The sequence below is a fragment of the Paenibacillus sp. J53TS2 genome (assembly GCF_018403305.1).
GTDB classification, from domain to species: Bacteria; Bacillota; Bacilli; order Paenibacillales; family Paenibacillaceae; genus Fontibacillus; species Fontibacillus rhizolycopersici.
In genome coordinates this window covers 66636-88412 of the sequence record NZ_BOSK01000007.1, presented here as the reverse complement: position 1 = coordinate 88412, position 21777 = coordinate 66636, and the positions used below count along the sequence as shown (strand labels likewise).

General features: G+C 54.1%; 17 protein-coding genes and 1 pseudogene. 9 read left to right on the top strand and 9 right to left on the bottom strand.

What is annotated here, in order from left to right; all coding sequences use genetic code 11:
• Positions 1–212 precede the first annotated feature (212 nt).
• The 3 genes and pseudogenes from KJS42_RS16155 to KJS42_RS16145 form a co-directional block, all read right to left on the bottom strand.
• On the bottom strand, positions 213–1160 hold the full coding sequence (locus tag KJS42_RS16155; protein WP_155606551.1) for a glycine betaine ABC transporter substrate-binding protein: 948 nt from the start codon (positions 1158–1160) through the stop codon (positions 213–215).
• Positions 1161–1181: 21 nt separating this feature from the next.
• Positions 1182–2013, bottom strand: a pseudogene (locus KJS42_RS16150) (ABC transporter permease); the annotation flags it as partial.
• Positions 1973–3220, bottom strand: a complete 1248-nt coding sequence (locus tag KJS42_RS16145) for a quaternary amine ABC transporter ATP-binding protein (RefSeq protein ID WP_155606463.1) — start codon at positions 3218–3220, stop codon at positions 1973–1975. The pseudogene KJS42_RS16150 and the gene KJS42_RS16145, both read right to left, overlap by 41 nt.
• Before the next feature lie 349 nt (positions 3221–3569).
• Between KJS42_RS16145 and KJS42_RS16140 the strand changes: the two genes are divergently transcribed.
• Positions 3570–4133, top strand: coding sequence for a GbsR/MarR family transcriptional regulator (locus KJS42_RS16140; RefSeq protein WP_213623445.1), 564 nt, complete (start codon positions 3570–3572; stop codon positions 4131–4133).
• A gap of 68 nt (positions 4134–4201) precedes the next feature.
• Here KJS42_RS16140 and KJS42_RS16135 read toward each other — a convergent pair whose 3' ends face one another.
• Positions 4202–6565, bottom strand: a complete 2364-nt coding sequence (locus KJS42_RS16135) for an alpha/beta hydrolase family protein (protein ID WP_213623444.1) — start codon at positions 6563–6565, stop codon at positions 4202–4204.
• 107 nt (positions 6566–6672) lie between these two features.
• The gene (locus tag KJS42_RS16130; RefSeq protein WP_213623443.1) at positions 6673–8025 is read right to left on the bottom strand and encodes an amino acid permease; all 1353 of its coding nucleotides are present in this window, start codon (positions 8023–8025) and stop codon (positions 6673–6675) included.
• 208 nt (positions 8026–8233) lie between these two features.
• Between KJS42_RS16130 and KJS42_RS16125 the strand changes: the two genes are divergently transcribed.
• The 6 genes from KJS42_RS16125 (at position 8234) to KJS42_RS16100 (ending at position 16069) form a co-directional block, all read left to right on the top strand.
• Positions 8234–9208 carry an ABC transporter permease gene (locus tag KJS42_RS16125; RefSeq protein ID WP_193415530.1) on the top strand — a complete coding sequence of 325 codons (975 nt, stop codon included), beginning with the start codon at positions 8234–8236 and terminating at the stop codon, positions 9206–9208.
• Between the two features lie 19 nt (positions 9209–9227).
• The gene (locus tag KJS42_RS16120; protein ID WP_213623442.1) at positions 9228–10121 is read left to right on the top strand and encodes a carbohydrate ABC transporter permease; all 894 of its coding nucleotides are present in this window, start codon (positions 9228–9230) and stop codon (positions 10119–10121) included.
• 69 nt (positions 10122–10190) lie between these two features.
• Positions 10191–11882 carry an extracellular solute-binding protein gene (locus KJS42_RS16115; protein WP_155606469.1) on the top strand — a complete coding sequence of 564 codons (1692 nt, stop codon included), beginning with the start codon at positions 10191–10193 and terminating at the stop codon, positions 11880–11882.
• Positions 11883–12067: 185 nt separating this feature from the next.
• Positions 12068–12907 carry a response regulator transcription factor gene (locus tag KJS42_RS16110; RefSeq protein ID WP_155606470.1) on the top strand — a complete coding sequence of 280 codons (840 nt, stop codon included), beginning with the start codon at positions 12068–12070 and terminating at the stop codon, positions 12905–12907.
• 9 nt (positions 12908–12916) lie between these two features.
• A complete protein-coding gene (locus KJS42_RS16105) occupies positions 12917–14746 on the top strand; it encodes a cache domain-containing sensor histidine kinase (protein WP_213623532.1) in 1830 nt (609 codons plus the stop codon).
• Positions 14747–14818: 72 nt separating this feature from the next.
• Positions 14819–16069 (top strand): MDR family MFS transporter, encoded by a 1251-nt coding sequence (locus KJS42_RS16100; protein WP_213623441.1) that lies wholly within the window; start codon positions 14819–14821, stop codon positions 16067–16069.
• Positions 16070–16186: 117 nt separating this feature from the next.
• Here the strand turns inward: KJS42_RS16100 and KJS42_RS16095 are convergent, their stop codons facing one another.
• The 4 genes from KJS42_RS16095 to KJS42_RS16080 are packed head-to-tail and all read right to left on the bottom strand — an operon-like array spanning position 16187 to position 18839.
• Positions 16187–17041, bottom strand: coding sequence for an ABC transporter permease (locus KJS42_RS16095; protein WP_213623440.1), 855 nt, complete (start codon positions 17039–17041; stop codon positions 16187–16189).
• Positions 17041–17958 carry an ABC transporter ATP-binding protein gene (locus KJS42_RS16090; protein ID WP_213623439.1) on the bottom strand — a complete coding sequence of 306 codons (918 nt, stop codon included), beginning with the start codon at positions 17956–17958 and terminating at the stop codon, positions 17041–17043. The genes KJS42_RS16095 and KJS42_RS16090 overlap by 1 nt, the downstream gene beginning before the upstream one ends.
• Before the next feature lie 23 nt (positions 17959–17981).
• Positions 17982–18389, bottom strand: a complete 408-nt coding sequence (locus tag KJS42_RS16085) for a DUF3021 family protein (RefSeq protein WP_213623438.1) — start codon at positions 18387–18389, stop codon at positions 17982–17984.
• A 12-nt stretch (positions 18390–18401) separates the two neighbouring features.
• Entirely contained in the window at positions 18402–18839 is a 438-nt protein-coding gene (locus tag KJS42_RS16080) for a LytTR family DNA-binding domain-containing protein (RefSeq protein ID WP_213623437.1), read from the bottom strand.
• A 239-nt stretch (positions 18840–19078) separates the two neighbouring features.
• Between KJS42_RS16080 and KJS42_RS16075 the strand changes: the two genes are divergently transcribed.
• Positions 19079–20200: a LolA family protein gene (locus KJS42_RS16075; RefSeq protein WP_213623436.1), complete on the top strand. Its 1122-nt coding sequence runs from the start codon at positions 19079–19081 to the stop codon at positions 20198–20200.
• A gap of 216 nt (positions 20201–20416) precedes the next feature.
• Entirely contained in the window at positions 20417–21598 is a 1182-nt protein-coding gene (gene alr / locus KJS42_RS16070; RefSeq protein WP_213623435.1) for an alanine racemase, read from the top strand.
• The last annotated feature ends 179 nt before the right edge of the window (positions 21599–21777 follow it).

Genomic DNA, 21777 nt, shown 5'->3' with positions numbered 1-21777 from the left:
AAAGTGCTAACGGAACCAGGAGACGCTATTTCGCACTTTATAGATGTTCAGCGCAGATAACGGAACTAGAAGACCTTATTTCGGATATAAGCAGCTAATTTGCGGGCATTAGAGCCGAATAAGGTCTCTGGGTTCCGTTACAGCGGGAAATCACCGGGAAATGGGGGAATAAGGTCTCTGAGTTCCGTTAGGAAGAGAAGGTCGTGACTTCCTTACTTCAAATCCTCGATCGAGCCAATATTCACGTAAGCCGGGACGACCAGGCCGGTTTTGACGCCGGTCATGTTCGCGCCGAGGTCATCGAGTTGATCGCCGTATTTGTCCCAGTAATCCGCATGGGTGAGTGGCAGCCAAGCGGCTGCGGTCGCATCGACGTCCCCGCTGGCGACGCCGGTCCACATCGGGCCGGCTTCGACCTGGAGGGACTCAACATCATAACCCAGCTTGCTCTCCAGCACGTATTCCAGCAGGTTTGTGCTGGCGATCTCGGAATCCCAAGCGACGTAGCTCAACTTGAGTTTGTCCCCGTCCACCGGCGTCAAGCCTTCGGTCCAGCTGTCAACGCGGTCCGTGTTGGCCTCTGCCCAGGCTTTGGCGGCTTCAGCCGGATCCTGACCTTCCTGGATCGCGGTCATAATCGCTCCCATTTCATCCGAAGTCCATTCAAAACGGTCAAGGAATTCATAAGCGGTCGGATGATCTTCCTTCAGGCCCTTCCGAGCCACCGTGTGGATTTCCTCGGCTTCGCCGTAAACCTTCTGCGGGTCCTCTAAATATTTCAGATCGTATTTGGCGAACATCCAGTGCGGCGTCCAGCCGGTGATAATGATCGGTTCTTCGGCTTTGATCGCCTTATCTAACATCGCCGTCATCGCCGCACCGGAGCCTTCGATCAGCTTCCAGTCCGCCAAGCCGTAGGTTTCGATTGCTTGGTTTGTCGCTTTCATGATCCCCGCGCCGGGGTCGATCCCGATGATTTCGTAGTCGACTTGCTCGCCAATCGCGACGGCAGTGGAGTTGCCTGCCCCGTTCGCCGACGCATCAGGTGCGTTGCTACCGCCCCCTGCGGCGGAATTGTTCGCTTGTCCGCATGCGGAGAGTACCAACATTCCAACCAGACCTGCCAGCACCATCAGTTTCCTCGTCGTCTTCAACTTCATTTTCATCTTAATCTCCCCTTTGTGATTTGGATTTAAACAAATTTTGTGTAAAGCGGTCGAGCACGATGGCCAAGACGACCACGGCCAGACCGGCCTCAAACCCTTGCCCGATTTTCAACTGGGTGACTGCTCGATAGACGGTAGCCCCGATACCTTGCGCTCCGATCATGGAGGCGATGACCACCATTGACAACGACAACATGATCGTTTGGTTCACCCCGGCCATCAGCGTAGGCATGGCAAGCGGAAGCTCCACCTTGAACAGCTTCTGCCAGGACGTGGAGCCGAAGGCGTTGGCCGCTTCCGTCAGCTCGCCGGACACTTGCTTGATGCCAAGATAAGTGAGCCGGATCGTTGGCGGGATGGCGAAAATCACCGAAGCGATCACCCCGGGAACGACACCTAGGCTAAAGAAAGTCACGGCCGGCAGCAGATAGACGAATGCCGGCATCGTCTGCATGAAATCCAGCAGCGGCGAAACGATCCGATGGACTAGCTTGCTGTAGGCGCTCCAAATGCCGATTGGAATCCCAAGCAGGATTGAAATCAGCCCGGACGTGATAACCAGACCTAACGTACTCATGGTTTCGTCCCAATAACCGAGGTTATCGATCAGAAGGAACCCGATGACGGTGAATAGGGCCAACTGCCATTTTCCGATCAAATAAGCAATGATTCCGATGATGACGATAAACAGCAGGGGGTGCGGCAGCAGAAACAATCCTGCGAAAAAATCAACGATCGTTTCGATCGCCATGGACAATCCGTCGAAAAATCCGCCGAGCGTCTGTTCCATACCGTCCACCAGCGATTCAATCCACTCGGCTAACGGCAATTTCGGTATGGACTTCATTTGGGCTCACCTCCTTGGATTCGTGATGGCTCTCTCCGGCGAGGGCACCCAACACGGCGCCGCGTACGATCACGCCAAGCAACCGCTCTTGCTCGTCAACGACCGCAAGCGGAACCTTGGACGAGCTAGTGACCTCAAACAGATCACTCAGTACCGTGTCCGGAGCTACGCGGGGGCCGTCCGTGATCAGAATCTCCTCGAGTCCCACACCGGATTTCGCGGCGCGGGAGGCATCCTCAGCCGTAATAACACCGAGCAGCTGTTTGCCCCGACCGATGACGAACAGGTTAGAGATCGCACGTTCGCGCATTAATTCGAGGGCAACACGTGGCCCCCGATCCAAGGTGACCGTCTCCGGCCGGCGCATCACGCGGGCCGCAGTCAGCACCTTGGACAAATCCACATCCTCGATAAATCGTTCCACATAGCGGTTGGCCGGGTTCATCAACATTTCCTCCGGCGTACCGATCTGGACGAGCGCCCCGTCTTTCATCAAGGCAATCCGATCGCCGAGGCGCAGGGCCTCATCCAGATCATGCGTAATGAAGACGATGGTTTTCTTCATCTTCTCCTGCAGTTCTAGCAGTTCATCTTGCATGTCACGGCGAATGAGCGGATCGAGTGCGCTGAACGCTTCGTCCATCAACAGGATTTCCGGGTCATTGGCCAGCGCGCGGGCCAGGCCGACCCGTTGCTGCATACCGCCGCTTAGCTGATCGGGCATTTTGAGCTCCCAGCCCTTCAAGCCGACGAGCTCCAGCGCTTGCATCGCTTTGTCGCGACGCTCTTTTTTTGCAACCTTCTGGATTTCCAGTCCGTATTCCACGTTCTGCAGGACGGTTCGGTGTGGGAACAAGGCGAACTTCTGAAACACCATGCTAATCGATTTACGCCGCACCTCGCGCAACTCGCTTTTGTTCATTTTACGGAGGTCCCGGCCATGCAGCAGGATTTCTCCGGCCGTCGGTTCAATTAGCCGATTGAGCATGCGAACCAACGTCGATTTGCCGCTCCCGGACAAGCCCATGATGACGAAAATTTCACCTTCTCGGATGTCCAAGCTGACCTGCCCGACGCCGACCGTAACCCCTTTGTCTTTGAGTAGACGCTCTTTGGTGTAACCTTGTTTTAATAAGGGAATGCCCTGCTCTGGATGAGGGCCAAATAACTTACTGACTTCACGTACTTGCAATAATGGCTGATTCATAGATTCACTCCTTTTCTAAATCTTCAGTTCCCCCTTCGATATCAGCTCACTGCTAGAAAATGGCCGAGCGAGACCGTATCGCATCAATCCGTGATGTAAGCTTAACAAACCTCTTGTCAAGAACGCAAAGCCGAAAACCGTACGTAAGGAACGTACAGAAAAAACTGAACGTAAAGATCTTCCGGATAACTCCATAATCCTCCCAAATGCTCCCTAGGCTGCTTCTTTACATTTGGTCTTGACTTTCTTAAGATAGAATAAGCGTTGAGCCGCGTGGTGATTTAAGGTTTACGGGTTAAACGCGCTACAGCCGGAGAGTTTTTTTGCAAATGAATAGGAGGTTGCAAGCATGAGCTTGGACCAGCTCACCGATGAGCAACAGGCATTATTAATGAAGGTACGCAAGCGAGTGATCGAGGCGATCGGACGAAACATGGATTTGTACGGGGTCTCCTTATCGACAGGGCACTTGTACGGGTTATTATTCTTTGCCGACAAACCGATGACGCTTGATGAGATGGGCATGGAAATGAAAATGAGCAAAACCAGCATGAGTACGGGAGTTCGCACCCTGCTGGATCTCAAAATGGTCAATAAAGTGTGGGAGAAAGGCTCCCGCAAGGACTTATATGAAGTAGAATACGACTGGTACCAAACGTTTACGGACTTTTTCGCAATAAAATGGAGAAAAGCGGTGGAAGGCAATATCCTGGTGTTGCGCCGCTCGATCGAGGAATTGACCAAAGCGATGACGGAAGAGGTGGAGGGGCCGCTTCGCAGGGTGTTGGAGGAAGACGTCCGCAAGATGAAGGAAACGGTGAAGTATTACGAATGGCTGGATCGTCTCATCGATACGATGGAAAGCGGAGAGATCTACAAGCTGGTCCCGAAAGAAACCGAATCACGTTCATGATCAAAAAAAGAAACGCTTATTCCAACGACGCCATTAGGTGGCCGTTGGGAATAAGCGTTTTTTGCGTGTCAGTAGGCTCCGATATCGTCGAGCATCAGCTTGGCGGAGCCGCCGCTGAGTTGAAAGGCAAACTCTAGGATTCCAGTATCCGGGTCGAAATCCGGATTGGCTGCAATGAAGTCTTCCATCGCCAGCCGGTACGTTTGATATACCGCTTCCGTCGGATGCTTGTATTTCCCGTCCGATAGGTGGCGGTCCAGCCAAGGGTGGATCGTAAACGACGTGATTGGCAACGGTTCGGCTTCCATGAATCTCGTCAGAGGCAGGCGGACGGAGGTGCCGTTGCCGTCAATGAGCTCTACCTCAACCGTGACGGCCCCCGCAGCCAAGGGCGCATCCGGCGTATCGTCTTCCAGCTCAAAGCTGCGGTCGGTTAGCGAGAACGCGAGCCCCTCCAGCCTACCGCTAGCTGGTAGGGGAGCGCCTTGCTTCCAGCTTAGCGCGTAAGTGGACGGCTCGTTTCCGCTCAGCCGGCGCTCCAGGACGATCCCGCGGGAGGGCTTGACGCCTTTTTGCCGGTTCTTCGCATCCTCTTCTCTCCAGGATAATCCACGGGCTGCCGCTTTCCCGCCACCGGGCAGCGTCGCCCGGTTCGAATCCTCATCGTAGCGGGCCCAGGCCGTAAACGAACCGCTCTCAAACCGGTTGTAGTAAGCCGTGTCTGGGAGCCAGTCCAGACCGACGCGATAATCCTGCAGTAACGGGAGGTACCGGCCCGATTGGCCGTCGTTCCCTGACTCCCCGCCACGCAGCGTCTCTTCGAAGAATGCCGAAAGGTACACCTTGGCGATGCTTCGCTGTTCGGCCGGCGACAACATTCCGTCCCGGCTAAGCAGGATGCCCTTCGGATAGCTGACGTCGCGGCCGCCCCAACTGCTGTTGAATTGGCTGTGATTGGCATCCCCGATGTACAGAGAAGCCTTGAACCGCTCCTCGCCCGATGAATAACTCGTTCGCATGTACTGCCGGTCTCCGTCAAAGTCGCTAACGTCGCCGTCCCGGGCGCCTTGGAGCGTTAAATAACTGACATCCTTCAACTGAGTGACCTTGCCGTCTACTTTCCTGTCGGTAGGCGCTATGGCGGCTACGGCCTCGATTTGGTACGAGGCGAGGCTCTGAATCAGCTCCGTATCACTCCCGAACCAATCCTTATAATCGGCGGCCATCGCCACCGCCTGCCCCCCTCGGGAATGGCCAGCTAGGCCGATGCGGGCAAAGTCGACTTTGCCGTACAACGGGTTGCCGGGCTCGTTGGCAAAATCGCCGATTTGCTGCAGATGCTTGAGCAGGACCCAGGCCCGGACTTTCATATCGTTGTCGGGAATCCCTGTCCATACGGAGTAATTCAGGAAATTCTCATCAACCGAGACGGCAATGAACCCACGGCTGGCCAGCAGTTCCCCGAGATAAGCGTAGCCGTCGTCGGAGAAGTCTTCCATTAAGTGATTCCCGTGAACGATGAGGACGATCGGAAAGTGGGAAGGACTTTCAGTAGAGTCCTTCCCTTCCGCCATAGCGGGCATCCAGACTCTGCCGTTCAGCGGTAATGCACGTTGATTAAATCCCCAATAAGCGGTTCGGTAGACCGACCACTTCTTGATATAAGCTGAAGCATCCACCGCCTGGGACGTAACGTCAACCGATTCACCGTATTCGGGTTGCCAAGTGTCGTTCCCGCTACCGTACGTAAAGGTCGACACAGCATAGGGCCCGGGTTCGGCGGGGTTATCCGGCTGATCGGCCAATAGTCTGCCGCCGTCCCCAGCCTCGCCGGCTTCCTGCAACAACCCGGCGCTTTGCACGCCTTGGAATGCGGGCACGGTGGAGTCGTTGCCCGTCCCCGGAGCAAAAGACCAGATCGCAGCCGCCGCAACGAGCAACACCGCCGTCAGGGTGATCGCCGCTTTATGACGAAGCCGGAGGCGCCGGCTGGCAAGCATTCCTGCCAGCAGTCCGGCGGCGATCCCCGCCAAGCTGATTACCGCAGCCACCATCGCAGCTGCGGCTAGGGATACTTCGTTATAGTAGAAAATCAGGAAGGAGGCGGCGTAATCAAACAAGACCGCCCCCGTAAACAGCCGGGGGATCGGCAAGCCGATCAAGGCTATCAGCAGTGTAGTGAGGTGAGCAATCAGGTAAAGCGCGAGCGTTCCCGCCAGCAGAAACAGGAGTAAGTCGACCGCGGTTCCGAGCCCGGTCGGCATGCCCAGCGCCAACAGACCAAACGCGAACATGCCGGCCCCCCAGGGGCCGGCAACGGCGGATCGCCAGTAGGCGGTATCGTATTGGTAGGCATTCCGGATGCGGCGAGCGATCCGGTGACGCCGTTTTGGCTTGCGCAATACTAATTCCGTAACAACCTGAAGTTCCATGGTCTCCCCCAATAGTTGTAATCTCTCCTCTGCCTTCATTGTAACATGGGCAGGGGAACGGGAGGAACAGGGGAATGCAGGGTCCGAGCTTTTGAACTGCTAGGCTGCTAGTCTCTCTGGCTTGGGCGCGTGCGGAATCGGACAGTTGACCATCCGATCAACAGAACCAGTACGGCAAGGCATACGCCGATGCTGATGCGGTTCTGCGCGTCGAACAGGAACAGCAGGGCAATGACCGCTAAACCGATGACGGCCAGCACCGTTAGATAAGGAAATCCCCAAACTTTAAAGCTAGGCACAGTCGGATAACGCCGACGAAGCTTCAGCTGGGACAAGCAGATCGTAATCCACACGAGCAGGACGACAAAGCCGGGCACGGCCATCAGCAGGCGGAACAATCCCGCTTGATTGAGAACGGCGAGCATGGAGCCCAGGATCAGGACAATCCCGCTAAGAATCAAGCTGTTGATCGGCACGCCCTTGGACGAAATCCGCGCCAACTTGGCCGGCGCCTCGCCGCCGGTGGCCATCGAATGGAGCATCCGAGTAGCACCGTAAATGCCGGAATTGGCTGCGGACAAGACGGCCGTAATCAGGATGAAGTTCATTAAATGCGCCGCGCCTTGCAGCCCTGCCGACGTCAGCACTTGTACGAACGGGCTGGTCTGCTCGCTAAGACTATTCCACGGAATAAGCCCGCAAATGATCAAGATCGGCAAGGTATAAAACAGCACCACGCGCAAAATAAAGTTTTTGACTACCCGGGGGAGTACCTTTTCAGCGTCCTTGGCCTCCGACAAGGTGAGGCCGATCAGCTCGGAGCCACCGTAGGAGAACATGACGACCAGCAGCGCCGAGAAGATTGCCGTCCATCCGTTCGGAAAAAAGCCGCCGTAATCGATGTAATTGCGCGGGAACGAGGCTTCCGCACCCGGGATGAAGCCAAACAACATAGCCGCACCAAGCAAGATAAACACAATAATCATCGCGATCTTGACCCCGGCCAGCCAAAATTCAAATTCACCGTAACCACCTACGCTCATCATATTGATGGCGAGGATAAAGATGGCGCTGGCCAGGCTGAGCACCCACAGCGGCACGTCCGGCAGCCAGAACTGCAGGAAGCTGCCGGCAGCGATCACTTCAATCACGCAAACAGCTAGCCACATGAAACAATACAGCCAACCCAAGATGAACGAGATACGCTCCCCAAACGCCTCGCGGATGAAGTCCTTCATGTTTCGGCCGGGATACACGGTGGCCATTTCGGCAATTGCGCCCATGACGACAAGCAGCAGCAGGCCGGCGAAGACGTAGGAGAAGATCACGCCAGGACCTGCCAAGCTGACGGTCTCGGCACTGCCTTTAAAGATGCCGGTGCCGATGACACCGCCCATAGCCATGAAGCTGATATGGCGGGGCAGCAGTTTTTTCTGCAGCGTAGAAGATTCGGATTTCACGTAAATAAAGCCCCCTAAACATAAGTTAAATCCTCGAAATGCCCTTAAATGCAATACGGACTTATATTACACTAATTCCCCAGGCAGAGGAAATGAAATCATAGCCGATTGATTATTATCACATTTCGTTGATTGGTCAGGTAGGCAAGCGGCCGGGGCCAATATACAATAACTCACAAGATGAATAAAGCGAAAAGGGGAGAAGCGTATGGCCCGGCTATCCGTCGATCAGGAAATGCAACCCGCCATGCCGCGCGTGCCTTACAAGAGGAGGAACAACGGGTTCGCGCGTTTTATTCGGCAAATCGACCTGCAGCTTATGGTACTCCCGGCACTCGCGCTCATATTCGTGTTCAGCTACATTCCGATGTACGGCGTCCTGATCGCCTTTCAGGATTACAAGATCGGACACAGCTTTACCGGTAGTCCGTGGGTGGGCTGGAAGCACTTCGCCTACTTCTTTCAATCGCCGGATTTCTATACGGTGATGCGCAATACGATTGTGATCAGCTTGCTGAAGTTCTGCATCGGTTTTCCTGCGCCGATCCTGTTGGCTCTAATGCTGAACGAAGTGCGGAAAATGGCTTTCAAAAGAGTGGTGCAGACCATTACGTATTTACCGCATTTCATGTCCTGGGTCATTCTCGGCGGACTGGTCGCCTCGCTGCTCGCAACGGATAATGGCAGCTTAAACCTGTTGCTGGAGCGGCTCGGTACCATTCAGGAACCGATCAACTTCCTGTCCCTGCCCGAGTATTTCTGGAGCATCCTGATTACGACCAACGTGTGGAAGGAAATCGGCTTCGGTTCCATCGTCTACCTGGCGGCGATTGCCGGGGTGGACCCGAATACGTATGAGGCGGCTTCGATTGACGGAGCCAGCCGCTTCAAGCAGATTTATTTGATAACGCTTCCATCCATCATGCCGGTGATCTCGATCTTTATGATATTGGCGATCGGCAATTTGCTAAGCGCCGGCTTCGAGGATATCCTCGTGTTGGCCGTGAACCCGGCGCTGCGGGATGTGTCTGACGTGATCGATACGTATGTGATCAGGGTCGGGATCAACAACTACCGATATTCCTACGCTACCGCCGTCGGATTATTCAAAGCGGTCGTCAGCGTCGGGTTGTTGACCATCGCCAACTATGTGGCCCGCAAATCCGGCAACAGCTTATGGTAATCAGGAGGAGGTGTTTGCGATGTTTAGCAGCAGAGGTGACCGGGTCATGGTTGCTTTCATCTATGTCTTCTTAATCGTCTTTGCTCTCTCCACGTTATATCCGTTCCTGAATGCCATTGCGATCTCGCTGAATGAGGGGTTGGATACCGCGAAAGGCGGGGTTACTCTCTGGCCGCGGGCCTTCACCATGGAGAATTACGAGGTCGTCTTTCAGGACGAACGGTTAATGTCGGGTTTCGTCATCTCCGTACTCCGGACCGTCGTCGGGACGGTCAGTGCGATCTTGGCAACCGCGATCTTCTCCTACGGAATGACGAAACGTGAGCTGATGGGACGTAAGTATTACATGCTGATATGTATCTTTACGATGTATTTTTCCGGCGGGTTGATTCCGACCTTTCTGCTCATTCGTAACTTAGGGATGTTCAACTCGTTTTGGGTTTATATTATTCCTTCGCTGATCGGGGTGTGGAACATGATCATCTTCCGTACCTTCTTCCAGGGGCTACCCCTAGGGTTAGAGGAATCGGCCAAGATCGATGGCTGCGGGAATTGGGGAACCCTGTTCCGCATTGTGTTGCCGTTGTCGGGGCCAGTTATCGCAACGCTGTCGCTGTTTACGGCAGTTGGACACTGGAACGAGTGGTTTGTGGCCAGCATCTACATTTCGAAGGAGGAGCTGCTGCCGATTCAGACCATTCTCAAGCAAATTCTCGCCTCCAATATCGTCTCCGAGCAGACGGCCAATTTGGACGCAGCGGCGCAGGCCCATATGGCGCAGGCCAAAACCGTCACCAGCAAATCGCTCTCGATGGCAACGATGATGGTGGCAACGCTCCCGATCGTCCTGGTGTATCCATTCGTGCAGAAGTATTTTGTCAAAGGGGTTCTGGTGGGTTCCCTGAAGGAGTAGCCATGGGGTTTGGAGCAAATGGTTTTGCTTTGAACATAAAAATGTAAGTAGAAAGGGGATAACAGTCGCATGCAAAAGAGGGGAATACGGTTAAGCCGAATGATGGTTATTTTCCTGGTGATCGCCTTGTTTATCGCGGGATGCTCCGGCGGCGGGGGGAACAACGGAAATGGCGGCAATACCGCCGAGGCGCCGAAGGAGAACAGCGGCAATGCGAAGAACAACCAAGCCGAATCTGCTGAACCGCAGCTTTACGAGCTTGGCAAGGAGCCGCTGGAATTTACGTTATACGGCAACTACGATTGGTACACCATGCCGAAATGGGGCGCCGATGAGACCACCACCTGGGTCAAGGAGAACAAGAAGGTGAACATCACGGAAATCCCGAACGGCGGAAATACGGTTCAAAAGCTGAATACGATGATCGCCTCGGGAGATTTGCCGGACGTGATTTGGGGCGAGCGGGGAGCCGATGTCGAGCGGTTGCGTGAAGCAGGGCTGCTGGTCCCCTTGGATGATTACATCGAGAAGTATCCGAATCTGAAGAAGTGGCTGGATCCGAAAGCGCTAAATATGCTGCGATCCCCCGACGGCAAGCTGTACCAGTTCCCGAACTGGTATACGAACCGTCCGAACGGCAATGCCGGGTGGGTCGTGAACAAGAAGATATATACGGAGCTGGGCTCGCCCAAGCTGGAAACGACCGATGATTTGTACGCCTACTTAAAGCTCGTGAAGGAGAAATATCCGGACGTGATTCCGCTGGAGACGGATCTGGCCAGCGAAGGCCACGGCCTGGATCAAATCTACTCCGCGTTTAAAGAGAACAATTTAAGCTTTCCGCGTTATTTTGCCGTTCCGAGCGGGGATAAGATGACTTCGATTTATAAGGATGAGGCTTACCGTGAATCGGTGGTGTACGCGGCGAAGCTGTTCCGCGAGAAGCTGATGACGCAGGATGCGATGACGCAAACGCGGGATCAGGTGCAGGAGAAGTTGATGAACGGCCGAGTGGCGGTATATACTTCCTCTAACCCGACCTTATATGCAATGCAGGCCCATGCGGCTTTAACCCAGAAGGATCCGGACGCCGGCTACATCATGATCTGGCCGATCCACAAGGAAGGGCTGGACAAAAACAAAACGTATCCCGGCACCTATAATATGCTTGGCTGGAACGCCGCTGTGATTACGACCGGCGCCAAAGATCCGGAGGCGATCTTCGCTTTCCTGGATTGGTGGACCGGTCCGGAAGGGATGACCTTGCAGATGTGGGGCGTCGAGGGCGAGTTCTGGCAGGGACGTGAAGCCGACGGCATCACGCCGAAGTTTACGGAGAACTATACGAAGGACAAAGAGAAGCTCGCGGACTACCAAGCGAAGATGGACCCGTTAATGTGGGTCGGCAATACCGTATACGTCGACGACATCAAGGGGAAATTCGAAGCAACGCTGCCGGAGAACGAGCGAAACTGGTCGACCTATTGGCAGTATGAAATCACGTGGAAAACCCAAGGGGATGCGACCGAGTTTATCAACTTGTTCCCGCTGCCGGATACAGAGGAGGGAATCACCTTCCAAAGCGGCAAAGACATTTGGCAGAAAGCGAGAGCTCAAGCCCTGTACGCGAAGACAGATGAGGAGGCGCTGGCGATTCTGGACAAAGCGCATGACGATACGATGTCCATCGGGTTCGAGAAGCTGCTGGATTATTACACTCAGCGCTGGCATGAAAACTTGAAGATGATCCAGGGCAACTAGGGCGAGGAAGCAGGACATACGAAGAGGGGACCCGTTTTTTTCGGGCTCCCCTTTCTTGCATCGCGCCGAACATCCGTAAACGCCTGCTGTTATTAGAGGATATTCTCCGTTCTCAACCGCCGGGGGGGACGGGTATACTTAGGGATACACCGAACTTCCGCAAAGGGAAAAGGGGGCAGACGATCTTGTATAAGGTATTACTTGCCGATGACGAGCATCTCGACCTGGAGGGCATGAGGACGTTTATTCCCTGGTCCGAGCTGGGGATGGAGGTCGTAGGCGCCGTAAGCAACGGCTTCTCGGCCTGTGAGCTGATGGAACGGCAGTCCGTCGATATTTTGGTGACAGACGTCAACATGCCGAATATGTCGGGACTGGAGCTGGCGCGCCGAGCGTTGGACCGAAAGCCGGACGTCCGCGTCGTGTTTGTCAGCGGGCACCAGGACTTCCACTTTGTTAAGCAAGCGCTTTCGTTGAAGGCGTGCAGCTATGTGCTGAAACCGATGGACGATGAAGAGCTGGTCGCTTCGTTGCGGCAAATCACCCTTGAGCTTGAGTACGAGGCGAATCGCAAACGCACGGAGGAACAGTTCCTTCAAATGATGCAAGCTTTGGGAGCACAAGACGGCAGAGAGTCAAAGGACGCCCGTGATCGGCTCGCCGAACCGGAGCCTTCGGACCCATCGGACCTGAGGAACATGCCAGGCAGCAGCCGGTTGATCAAGGAAATCGTGGCCACCATGCAGGCGCGTCTCCACGAGAACCTCACTTTGAAGCAAATCGCCCAGCAGTTTGCTTTTTCCCCCAATTATTTGGGACACCTCTTTAAAGAAGAAACCGGCCAAGGCTTCAGCGAAATGCTGACCGAGCTTCGGATGAAGCGGGCGCGTGAGCTGCTAAGGGACCCCAAGGTGAAAATCTATGAGGTCGCCGGTCAGGTCGGGTATCGCTATATGCCATATTTCAGCCGGCAATTTAAGGAAACCTTCGGGATGACGCCGATGGAATTCCGCAAACGGGAGTGAGTCGCCTTGATGAAGATTCTCCGCGTTTCGCCAAACCGGTCGCCCCGTTACCTACCGTTCGGCTACAAGCTGATGCTGACCTACCTTGTTTTTATCCTGATTCCGGTGCTCGCCATCGGTTATTTCTCCCACACTCTTTATCAGGAATCCATCCGCAAGCAAACCCGCAGCACTATTCAAGGCACGCTGTTGCAAATCCGCGATAACATGGAATACAAAATGGCGGATGTGGAGCGCGTTTCCTCCATGCTATACCACGACTATACACTGGTGAGGCAACTCCGCAGCTATGAGGAAGGCTGGAGCAGCTATGAACGCACGACAACGGTACTCCAACCGAAGCTCCATATCGCCATGAATGCGACCGGTTTGAATTTGGCCATGTACGTGTTCCTTGAGAACGATACGCTGCCCGAAGTGTATCACGGTTCATTCCTACAAGAGAACCCGGATGCGCTCGAGGGGCAATACAACATCTATCATCTTCAGAGGATTCAGGACAAACCGTGGGTTCTGGAGTTTCCGGAAGAGGAATACGGAGAAACGCTTGTTTGGCGCGAGGTAGAGAGGGACATGGAGTATGGCCGAATTTCGCTGCTGCGCCGGCTGGTCGACAGCGATAAGCCGCTCGATTTGCAGGTAATCGGCTTCTTGCGACTGAGCGTGCGAAGCGGCGAGTTGTTCGAAGCACTGGACTACCGCAAAATCGGCGAGGGCAGCCAATTGCTGATTCAAGATGGGGCGGGGAAGACGTTATACGAATCCGGCGGGATCGAAGAGACCGGCGTTGCCGGAAGTCGGGGGGAATCGGCAGAGTTTTTAACGATCCGCGAGGAGGTCGCAGGTCCGGGATGGGTACTCACGGCCCGGGTTCCGCTTACGATCATGGAACAGGACTCGACGAAGGTACGTTGGTTCGTGACCCTGATCTGCGTGTTGTGCTTGATCGTGTTTACGTTTGCCGGGATGTTCATTTCCCGTTATTTTTCGATCCGGGTAACGAAAATCGTGTCGGTTCTGAATGCCTTCCGCGAAGGGGATCTCCATAAACGGATGCGCTACCGGGGGAAAGACGAGTTTTCCCAGATCGCCTCTGCCCTAAACGAGATGGGGCACAATATCGAACGGCTGATTGAGCAGGTCTATCTGTCCCAATTAGAGAAGAAGGAAGCCGAACTGGAAACGCTGCAGGCGCAGATCAACCCGCATTTCCTCTATAATACGCTGTCCTCGATCAGCCGGCTCGCCAAGTTCGGGGAGATTGACAAGCTGCAGCGCATGGTGCTTGATCTGGCGAAGTTCTACCGCTTGTCGCTTAGCGACGGGCGGACCATCATTCCGATTCGCAGCGAGCTGGCCCAGGCGGAGGCTTACATCAATATCCAGCGAACGAAATTCGGGGAGGCGGTGTCCTTTGGTTTCGAGGTCGACCCGGCGATCCTATCTTTGTCCACGGTCAAGCTAGTCCTGCAGCCGTTTATCGAAAACGTGTTGGAGCATGCCTGGTTCGGCGATCCGATTCACGTCCGGGTTCAAGGTTATGCGAAAGGGCGGGAAGTTTGCTTCAAAATCATCGACGATGGGATCGGCATGCCGCAAGATCGGCTTCGGCAAATTTTCGACCCGGCACCCGGGGCGGAGGCCGGGTTTGGCATACGCAACGTACATAGCCGCATTCAGTTGCATTTCGGCACGGAGTATGGGGTGAAGATGTTTAGCCGTCCCGGGATCGGCACGACAGTGTTGATCCGGTTCCCGGCAATCCCTTCAGTCGGGGGGATCCAGGGGGATTCGCGGGTCTTTGAAATGTCAGGGAACACGGAGCCTGTCAAGCCTTGACAATTATTTACTTCGCGGGTTTAATAGGGAGATAGTTTTGTACAACTCGTGAACAAAGAAGGCGAAAACCGTATGAACGCACATCTCAGAAATATTCACCCTTTATCGTGGACCATCATCGTGGGGACCATTTTTGGACGTATGGCTTCGTCCATGAGCATTCCGTTCTTATCCATCTATCTCATCAAGTCCCTTGGAGCGTCCCCGTCCGAAACTGGGATCGTCGTTGCGGTCAGCTCGCTGATCGGGGTGTTCGCCAGCTTTTACGGAGGGTATATCTCGGACGTCATCGGACGCAAGAGAGTGCTGTACATTTCCATTTTCGGCTGGGTGCTCGTGTTCATTGGCTTTGGCTTGGCGAATCAAGTGTGGCTCTTTTTTATTATGAATGCCTTAAACGGATTGTGCCGTGCGTTGTTCGAACCGACCTCCCGGGCATTGTTGGCTGATATCACGCCACAGGAAAGCAAGATGCTGGTATTTAATCTGCGTTACGCAGCGATTAATCTTGGCGTAGTCATCGGACCGATCCTAGGTTTGCAAATGGGGGCTTCGGATTCGGGAATTGCGTTCTATTTCGCCGGTCTCGTCTATCTGGTGTACGGGCTGGTTTTGGTATTCCAGTTTATGCTGCATAAGGAGATCGGAACGGCGGATCATGGAGCGGGCGAGCGCCTGTCCCTGAAGGGCGCGATGCAGGTGACCGGACAGGACAGGACCTTCTTGTATGTGCTGGTCGGTATGATTTTCTGCGTGCTTGGGTACGGACATTTCAGCTCGACGTTGGCGCAATACTTAGAGATGACGCCGAGTATCCAGGACGGGGCCAAGCTGTTTGGCTACATGCTGTCACTGAACGCGGTAGTCGTCCTGGTGGTACAGTTCCCGATCGTCAAGTTCGCCGGCCGCTTCTCGCCGGTTGTGCCGCTGATCGCGGGTAATTTGTTCGTCTCCGGCAGCCTGCTGCTGTTCGGCTCGGTTCACGCGATCTGGGCGTTCCTGCTAGGCGTCGTCATCTTTACGATCGGCGAGGTGCTGATGTTTACGATGACTGACGTGCTGGTCGACCGCATTGCCCCGGCATCGCTGCGCGGTACGTATTTCGGCATGTTTGGCTTTAACCAATTAGGCAATGTGCTCGCGCCGCTGCTGGGCGGCTTCCTATTGGATGCCTTCGGTGCCCCAGAATCCCTGATCATCTTTGGGATCATCGCATTGACGGCCGCCTTCGGCGTGCCGTTCCTGCTGCTGGCGAAACGCCATTTAACCGTGCGAGAAGCGGCGGCTGGGAATGGGGAGGCGCAGGCGGGGGTGTCGGGTTGATAAGGTAATCAACCCACTGGATTTTCTACCGTTAATAGGGTTCATCAACAATAGCTAAGTCAGGGCACACCAAATAACCGGATCGGGCGATTCACACGCCCGGTCCGGTCTTTTGTTTTATTTGCTTTTACGCGACAAACTCAGTAAGGACAAGCCGAAGAACAACACTGTAGTCGCCAGCAAAATGACGATGCTTAACCAGGACTCGACCTGGTAGGAGCCAAAATGATAGATGACGCCCATACTTTCCGTGAACTCCGTCAGTGCCTCGGCGGGGGCCCCGTTGAAGGACACTTCCATCGGATGTTCCAGCATGACGCTACGAATCAGCACCCCGGCATGGGAGATCGGGAAAATCTTAATGACCCATTGCACCGCCTCGGGCAGGCTGCCCATCGGCACGTAGATGCCGGTTAGGAAACCGATCAGCGTCCCGATCACCGTGCTGGCTGCCGAGAAGGCGTTCTGACTGCGCAGGAACGTGGTGATGAAGAAGACGATCGAGCTGCTGGCGAGCACGGATAACACGATGAGTCCAAGCACCTTCAGGATACTGAGCAGCGGCAGCAACTCCCCGTCCAGCATCAGGATGTACAACTCCCCAAGGATAAACGTGACTACGCTCATGATGACGCCCACGGAGCAAGCGCTGAGAATATAACCGCCGGTTAGCCGGCTTCTGCGGAGGGGAGAAGTCGTAAAATCCTTGAGGATCTTACGCGAGCGGTCTTCGACCATGATTCCGAAAGCCCCCATGGTTGAGGTAACGGAGGTGACGGCCAGGATTCCGGCCAGTACCCAACTATTAATCAGAACAGACGCCCCTTCAATCACCGGCAGACTGTTTGCGATGGTGTCACCAAGGAAGACGACATAGAGTCCGAGAATGATGAACACGGCCAGCAAGGAAAACAATACGGCGGCGCGGTCCCTAAAAAAGATTTTCAAATTTCGGTTTGCGATGCTTAACATCAGCTTCTGACCTCCGTTCCCGTCAGGTTAATAAAGACGTCGTCCATCGTTCCGTTGACGATTTCCAGGTTGGCGATATTGTCCCGGCACCGGTCTAGGATCCCGAGCGCTTCTAGGGTAGAATTTAGCGCAATACGGTAGATACCTGCGGCATCCCGTTCGAAGGCAAGGCCCAATTCCTCTAGCAGGGCAGTCAACTTGCCGTCATCCGCTGGCTTAATTCTCAGCATGTCCGAAGCATACCGGTTCTTAAGTTCCAGCGGCGTACCTTGAGCCAACACTTCACCATGGTCGATGATCGTGATGTAGTCGGCTTGAGCGGCTTCCTCCATATAATGGGTGGTCAGGAATACCGTCATGCCCTGTTCTCGCTGCAGCTTGAGGACCATTTCCCACACTCTCTTGCGCGTTTGCGGATCCAATCCGGTTGTTGGCTCATCCAGAAACAGCACTTTTGGCGTATGGATTAACGCCCGTGCGATGTCTGCCCGCCGACGCTGCCCGCCGGACAGCTTACCATAGGGACGCTTTAGAAATTCGAAGACACCCGCCGTCTCTGCCGCGACTTCGATCGCCGCTTGGAGTTCCGAACGAGACCGCCCGTAGAATCGGCCCCGGATCTGCAAATTTTCCTCGACCGTTAGCAGTGGATCCAGCAGGCTGTCCTGGAACACGATCCCGATGGAAGAACGAATCCGGTCATCGTCCTGTCCCAAGCGATACCCGTCGATGATCACCTCGCCGGCGTCCGGCTGAAGCTGGGTGGATATGATGTCGATCGTCGTTGATTTACCTGCTCCGTTAGGACCCAGAAAAGCAAACAAACTTCCTTCCTTCACTGTAAAATCCACTTTCTTCACGGCCTCCAGCGAACCAAATGATTTCTTTAGGCCGGTGACCTCAATGATATTACCCATGGGTTATTCCCCTCCGACTTCAACTATTTGTTATGTTTGGATTGAATCTGCTGATTAATTTTATCCGCATCCACGCGGTCCTTGATGATCAGAACGCCGTATACGGCAAAATACACCACCACCGACATGCCGCTGATCACCGCGAAATTGGGCCAATCCATCGGAAATACGTGAAATAGCCACCCGATGGCAAATACCGAAAACAACATGGTCACGATATCAACAAGGATGGATGGCCACAGGCTCTTCCAGGGGATGCGATTGGTAAGCGTCATTAAGAAGGTGATGCATGTCGTCATAGCAAAAATCTGCAAGGCAATCAGGGTCGTTAAGGAAGGGAGCAGATCCAGCAGTGACAAACCTGAGAAAATCAAAATAACGAACGTAAACGAGATGCAATCGATCGTGAAGTAGGTTTTAAATTGGGTCATCCTTCAGCCCTCCTAAAAATTGAATTTTTCCTTAAATCCCTGCACGTAATGGCGATTAATGACCAGCTTCTCCCCGTTTTGGAGGCGAGCCTCGAAACGCCCGTTAATTAGGGCTCTCACGCTGGATAACATCGCAATATTCATAATGCAGCTTTTGCTGATCCGAACGAAATCGGCTTTAGCTAGCTGCTGCTCCAGCTCGTAAAGCTTCAGGCTGCAATCGTAGACGTCCTTCTCGCAATAAGCAAAAGTCTTGTCGTCGATCGATTCGAAGTAGAAGATATCTTCCGGTCGCAGGGGATGGACGGCACCGTCCTTTTTGCCCATGATGGAAAAACCATACAGCCGTATCTGGGCGATCAGTTTCTCCAAATCGGCGTCGATCAGCTGGCATTTGATCGTAATTTCTACGTCCTCGTGGTCGAGGGATTGTTCAATAATCAATTTCAAAGGTTTCACTCCTCGGGGTTCGGGGTAAGCCACATCCGCTGTGAAATGAGTTGGTGAGTTAACCATAGCACGCTGTTTTTTGCATACGCAATACCGTAATCGGTAAACTGCATTTGCGGCAGGGTAACCTGCATTCGGCAACTTGTCTTCGCCCTGCTGGGGCTAGTCTGCATAATCGGCCAAGTTCCCTCATAGACATGTATCAGTTTAGGAAATCAAACTGCAGAGGGGATGATCTCATGCGCCGTTTCACGTGGATGCTGACCATCGTGATAGCCTTAAGCTTCGTGCTGGCTGCATGCGGGAAAAAGGACGCCGATGGCGTCGTCAAGGATTTGGACAAAGTGGTTGCCCAGTTGGAGAGTTATCAAGGTTCAGGCACGATGACGCTTTATACGGGTGACAAGCCTCAGGAGTACAAGGTGGAAGTTTGGTATCAAAACCCGTCGTTCTACCGGATCGCACTCACGAATGCACAGAAGGACGTCACACAAATCGTGCTCCGCAATGAACAAGGAGTGTTCGTGCTGACGCCAAGCCTGAACAAGAGCTTCCGCTTCCAAAGCGACTGGCCGGAGAACCAAGGTCAGGTGTATCTGTACCAAACGCTGGCTCGCAGCATTTTGAGCGACAGTTCGCGGCAATTCGAAAGCGATAAGGAGAACTACATCTTCGAAGTCGCGGCCAATTACAACACCCATGCCTTAGTGCGGCAAAAAATTTGGCTGGCCAAAGATGACTATGCGCCGAAGCAAGTGCAGGTATCCGATGCCGAGGCGAAAGTCGTCGTCGAAGTGAAATTCGATAAATTCGACTTCGATGCCAAGTTCGACAAGAACTCGTTTGACATGCAGCACAATCTGGATACGGCGGCTCAGGATTCTCAAGGCACGCTGCTGGAAGTCGATGAGAACGGCATGCTCGTGGAGAAGACGCCAACTGAGGAGGGCGCAGGCGCTAACGGCGATGCCGCGTCCAGCGAAGCGGATGGCGCGAAAACTCCGGCTAAACCGGCTTTAACCGAACCTTTTGGCGTGATTATCCCGACTTATCTGCCGGAAGGGGTCTTGTACCAGGATGACAAAGCCGTGGAAGGTGCCGATCGCACGACCGTCATGCTGCGTTATGATGGTACATATCAATTTACGCTATCGGAGACGCGTTCCCCGGACCGCACCGCTTCGCTCGTACCGGGCGAACTGGTCGACATGGGCTTTACGTGGGGACTTCTGACCGGCGATGCGCTGCGGACCCTCACCTGGACCGTGGACGGGCTGGAATTCCGGATTACCAGCGAGAATTTGCCGGTGACCGAAATGGTTAAAGTCGCCGCATCGATGCAGGACCAAACCGGTAAATAAAATCAGAACAGGCGGATTGCGGCTGCGCCGGCGGGAGATTTCTCCCACCGGCCCCGACGATTCGCTTCTTTATTCTATAGCGAGGTTGTAACTGAAAACGGCCCTTCTTTCGCAATTGGGTTCTTTTGCAGAATTGACAGTCGCATCCATGAACATTACCATTAGGTTATTGCTCAGATATTTGAACTCTCAATCTTTGGAGAAGGTGACCCGAAAGTGCAAGTGATGTATCGACCTACCCGTGCGGAAATTGATTTGGACGCGCTGCGCAGCAATTTCGAGGAATTGCGAAGAAAACAACCGGCGGACATGAAAATGCTGGCATGTGTGAAAGCTAATGCTTATGGGCACGGCGCCGTGCTCGTAGCGAAGGAGTTGGAACGGATCGGCGCGGATTACCTCAGCGTCGCGTTCCTGGATGAAGCGCTGGAGCTCCGGAAAGCCGGTGTAAAGCTGCCGATTCTGGTGCTCGGGTATACGCCGCCCCACGGGGTTCGCGCCGCGTGGGAGCAAGATATCACGCTGAACGTATTCAGCATGGAAGTGCTGGAGGCGATCGAAGCGCTGCATCCCGACGAATTCCCGCATAAGCTGAAAGTCCATATCAAGATCGATTCCGGCATGGGCCGCGTCGGACTGCTGCCCGGAGAAGAAGCGGTCGCCTTCATACGCAAGGCCACGCAAGCGCCGCAGGTGGAAGTGGAAGGCCTGTTCACTCATTATTCCACGGCGGACGAGGAAGACAAAAGCTATACATTGGAACAATTTCGCCGGTTTCAGGGTGTGGTGGACGCGCTGCGGGAACATGAAATTCGTATCCCGATCATACATACGGGGAACAGCGCAATCGCCATCGATATGCCGGAACTGTCAGTACAAATGGTTCGCATCGGCATCGCTTTGTACGGCTTGTATCCGTCCGACGAGGTCCGCCGCGATCAAGTGCGGCTCACCCCGGTTTTATCCTTGAAAACCGAAACGGTACGGGTCAAGACGCTGCCGCCTCATTCCGCCATCAGCTATGGAGCGAAATACGTCACCCAGCAGGAGGAGCGCATTGCCACCCTCCCGATCGGGTATGCCGATGGATATTCGCGATTGCTGAACGGCAAAGCACAAGTACTGATACGCGGCCGCCGCGTTCCTGTAGCAGGCGTTATTTGTATGGACCAATGTATGGTATCGCTTCAAGCTTTGGCTGAGGAAGCCGAAGAAATTCAAGCCGGCGAAGAGGTTGTACTCATCGGCCGGCAAGCCGGCGAGGAAATTACCGCCGGGGAGCTGGCTTCCGCCATGGGAACGATCCATTACGAGTTGATCTGCATGCTGGCCCACCGAGTGCCCCGGGTATACAGACGGAAGGGTGAACCTGACGTATTGCTAAACCCGCTGCTGTGACAGAATGGAGCGGCAGACAAAATTCTACAAAACTTTTCCTGAGGGAAGGAATTTATGCCGAGTCTATCGAATACTAAACATGGAAATGATCAGGTATGTACGGCACGAGCGTTTTTGTTTATAATGAAATGCAGCATACTTGATATACTATCGGCATATATTTCTTTTGTATAAATTTC

Bases quoted from the DNA above. Each gene is read 5' to 3' on its own strand.
- KJS42_RS16075 (WP_213623436.1), top strand. From the start codon at position 19,079: ATGCGCCGTTTCACGTGGATGCTGACCATCGTGATAGCCTTAAGCTTC.
- KJS42_RS16085 (WP_213623438.1), bottom strand. From the start codon at position 18,389: ATGACCCAATTTAAAACCTACTTCACGATCGATTGCATCTCGTTTACG.
- KJS42_RS16140 (WP_213623445.1), top strand. From the start codon at position 3,570: ATGAGCTTGGACCAGCTCACCGATGAGCAACAGGCATTATTAATGAAG.
- KJS42_RS16090 (WP_213623439.1), bottom strand. From the start codon at position 17,958: ATGGGTAATATCATTGAGGTCACCGGCCTAAAGAAATCATTTGGTTCG.
- KJS42_RS16145 (WP_155606463.1), bottom strand. From the start codon at position 3,220: ATGAATCAGCCATTATTGCAAGTACGTGAAGTCAGTAAGTTATTTGGC.
- KJS42_RS16105 (WP_213623532.1), top strand. From the start codon at position 12,917: ATGAAGATTCTCCGCGTTTCGCCAAACCGGTCGCCCCGTTACCTACCG.
- KJS42_RS16155 (WP_155606551.1), bottom strand. From the start codon at position 1,160: ATGAAGTTGAAGACGACGAGGAAACTGATGGTGCTGGCAGGTCTGGTT.
- KJS42_RS16115 (WP_155606469.1), top strand. From the start codon at position 10,191: ATGCAAAAGAGGGGAATACGGTTAAGCCGAATGATGGTTATTTTCCTG.
- KJS42_RS16135 (WP_213623444.1), bottom strand. From the start codon at position 6,565: ATGGAACTTCAGGTTGTTACGGAATTAGTATTGCGCAAGCCAAAACGG.
- KJS42_RS16120 (WP_213623442.1), top strand. From the start codon at position 9,228: ATGTTTAGCAGCAGAGGTGACCGGGTCATGGTTGCTTTCATCTATGTC.
- KJS42_RS16125 (WP_193415530.1), top strand. From the start codon at position 8,234: ATGGCCCGGCTATCCGTCGATCAGGAAATGCAACCCGCCATGCCGCGC.
- KJS42_RS16095 (WP_213623440.1), bottom strand. From the start codon at position 17,041: ATGTTAAGCATCGCAAACCGAAATTTGAAAATCTTTTTTAGGGACCGC.
- KJS42_RS16100 (WP_213623441.1), top strand. From the start codon at position 14,819: ATGAACGCACATCTCAGAAATATTCACCCTTTATCGTGGACCATCATC.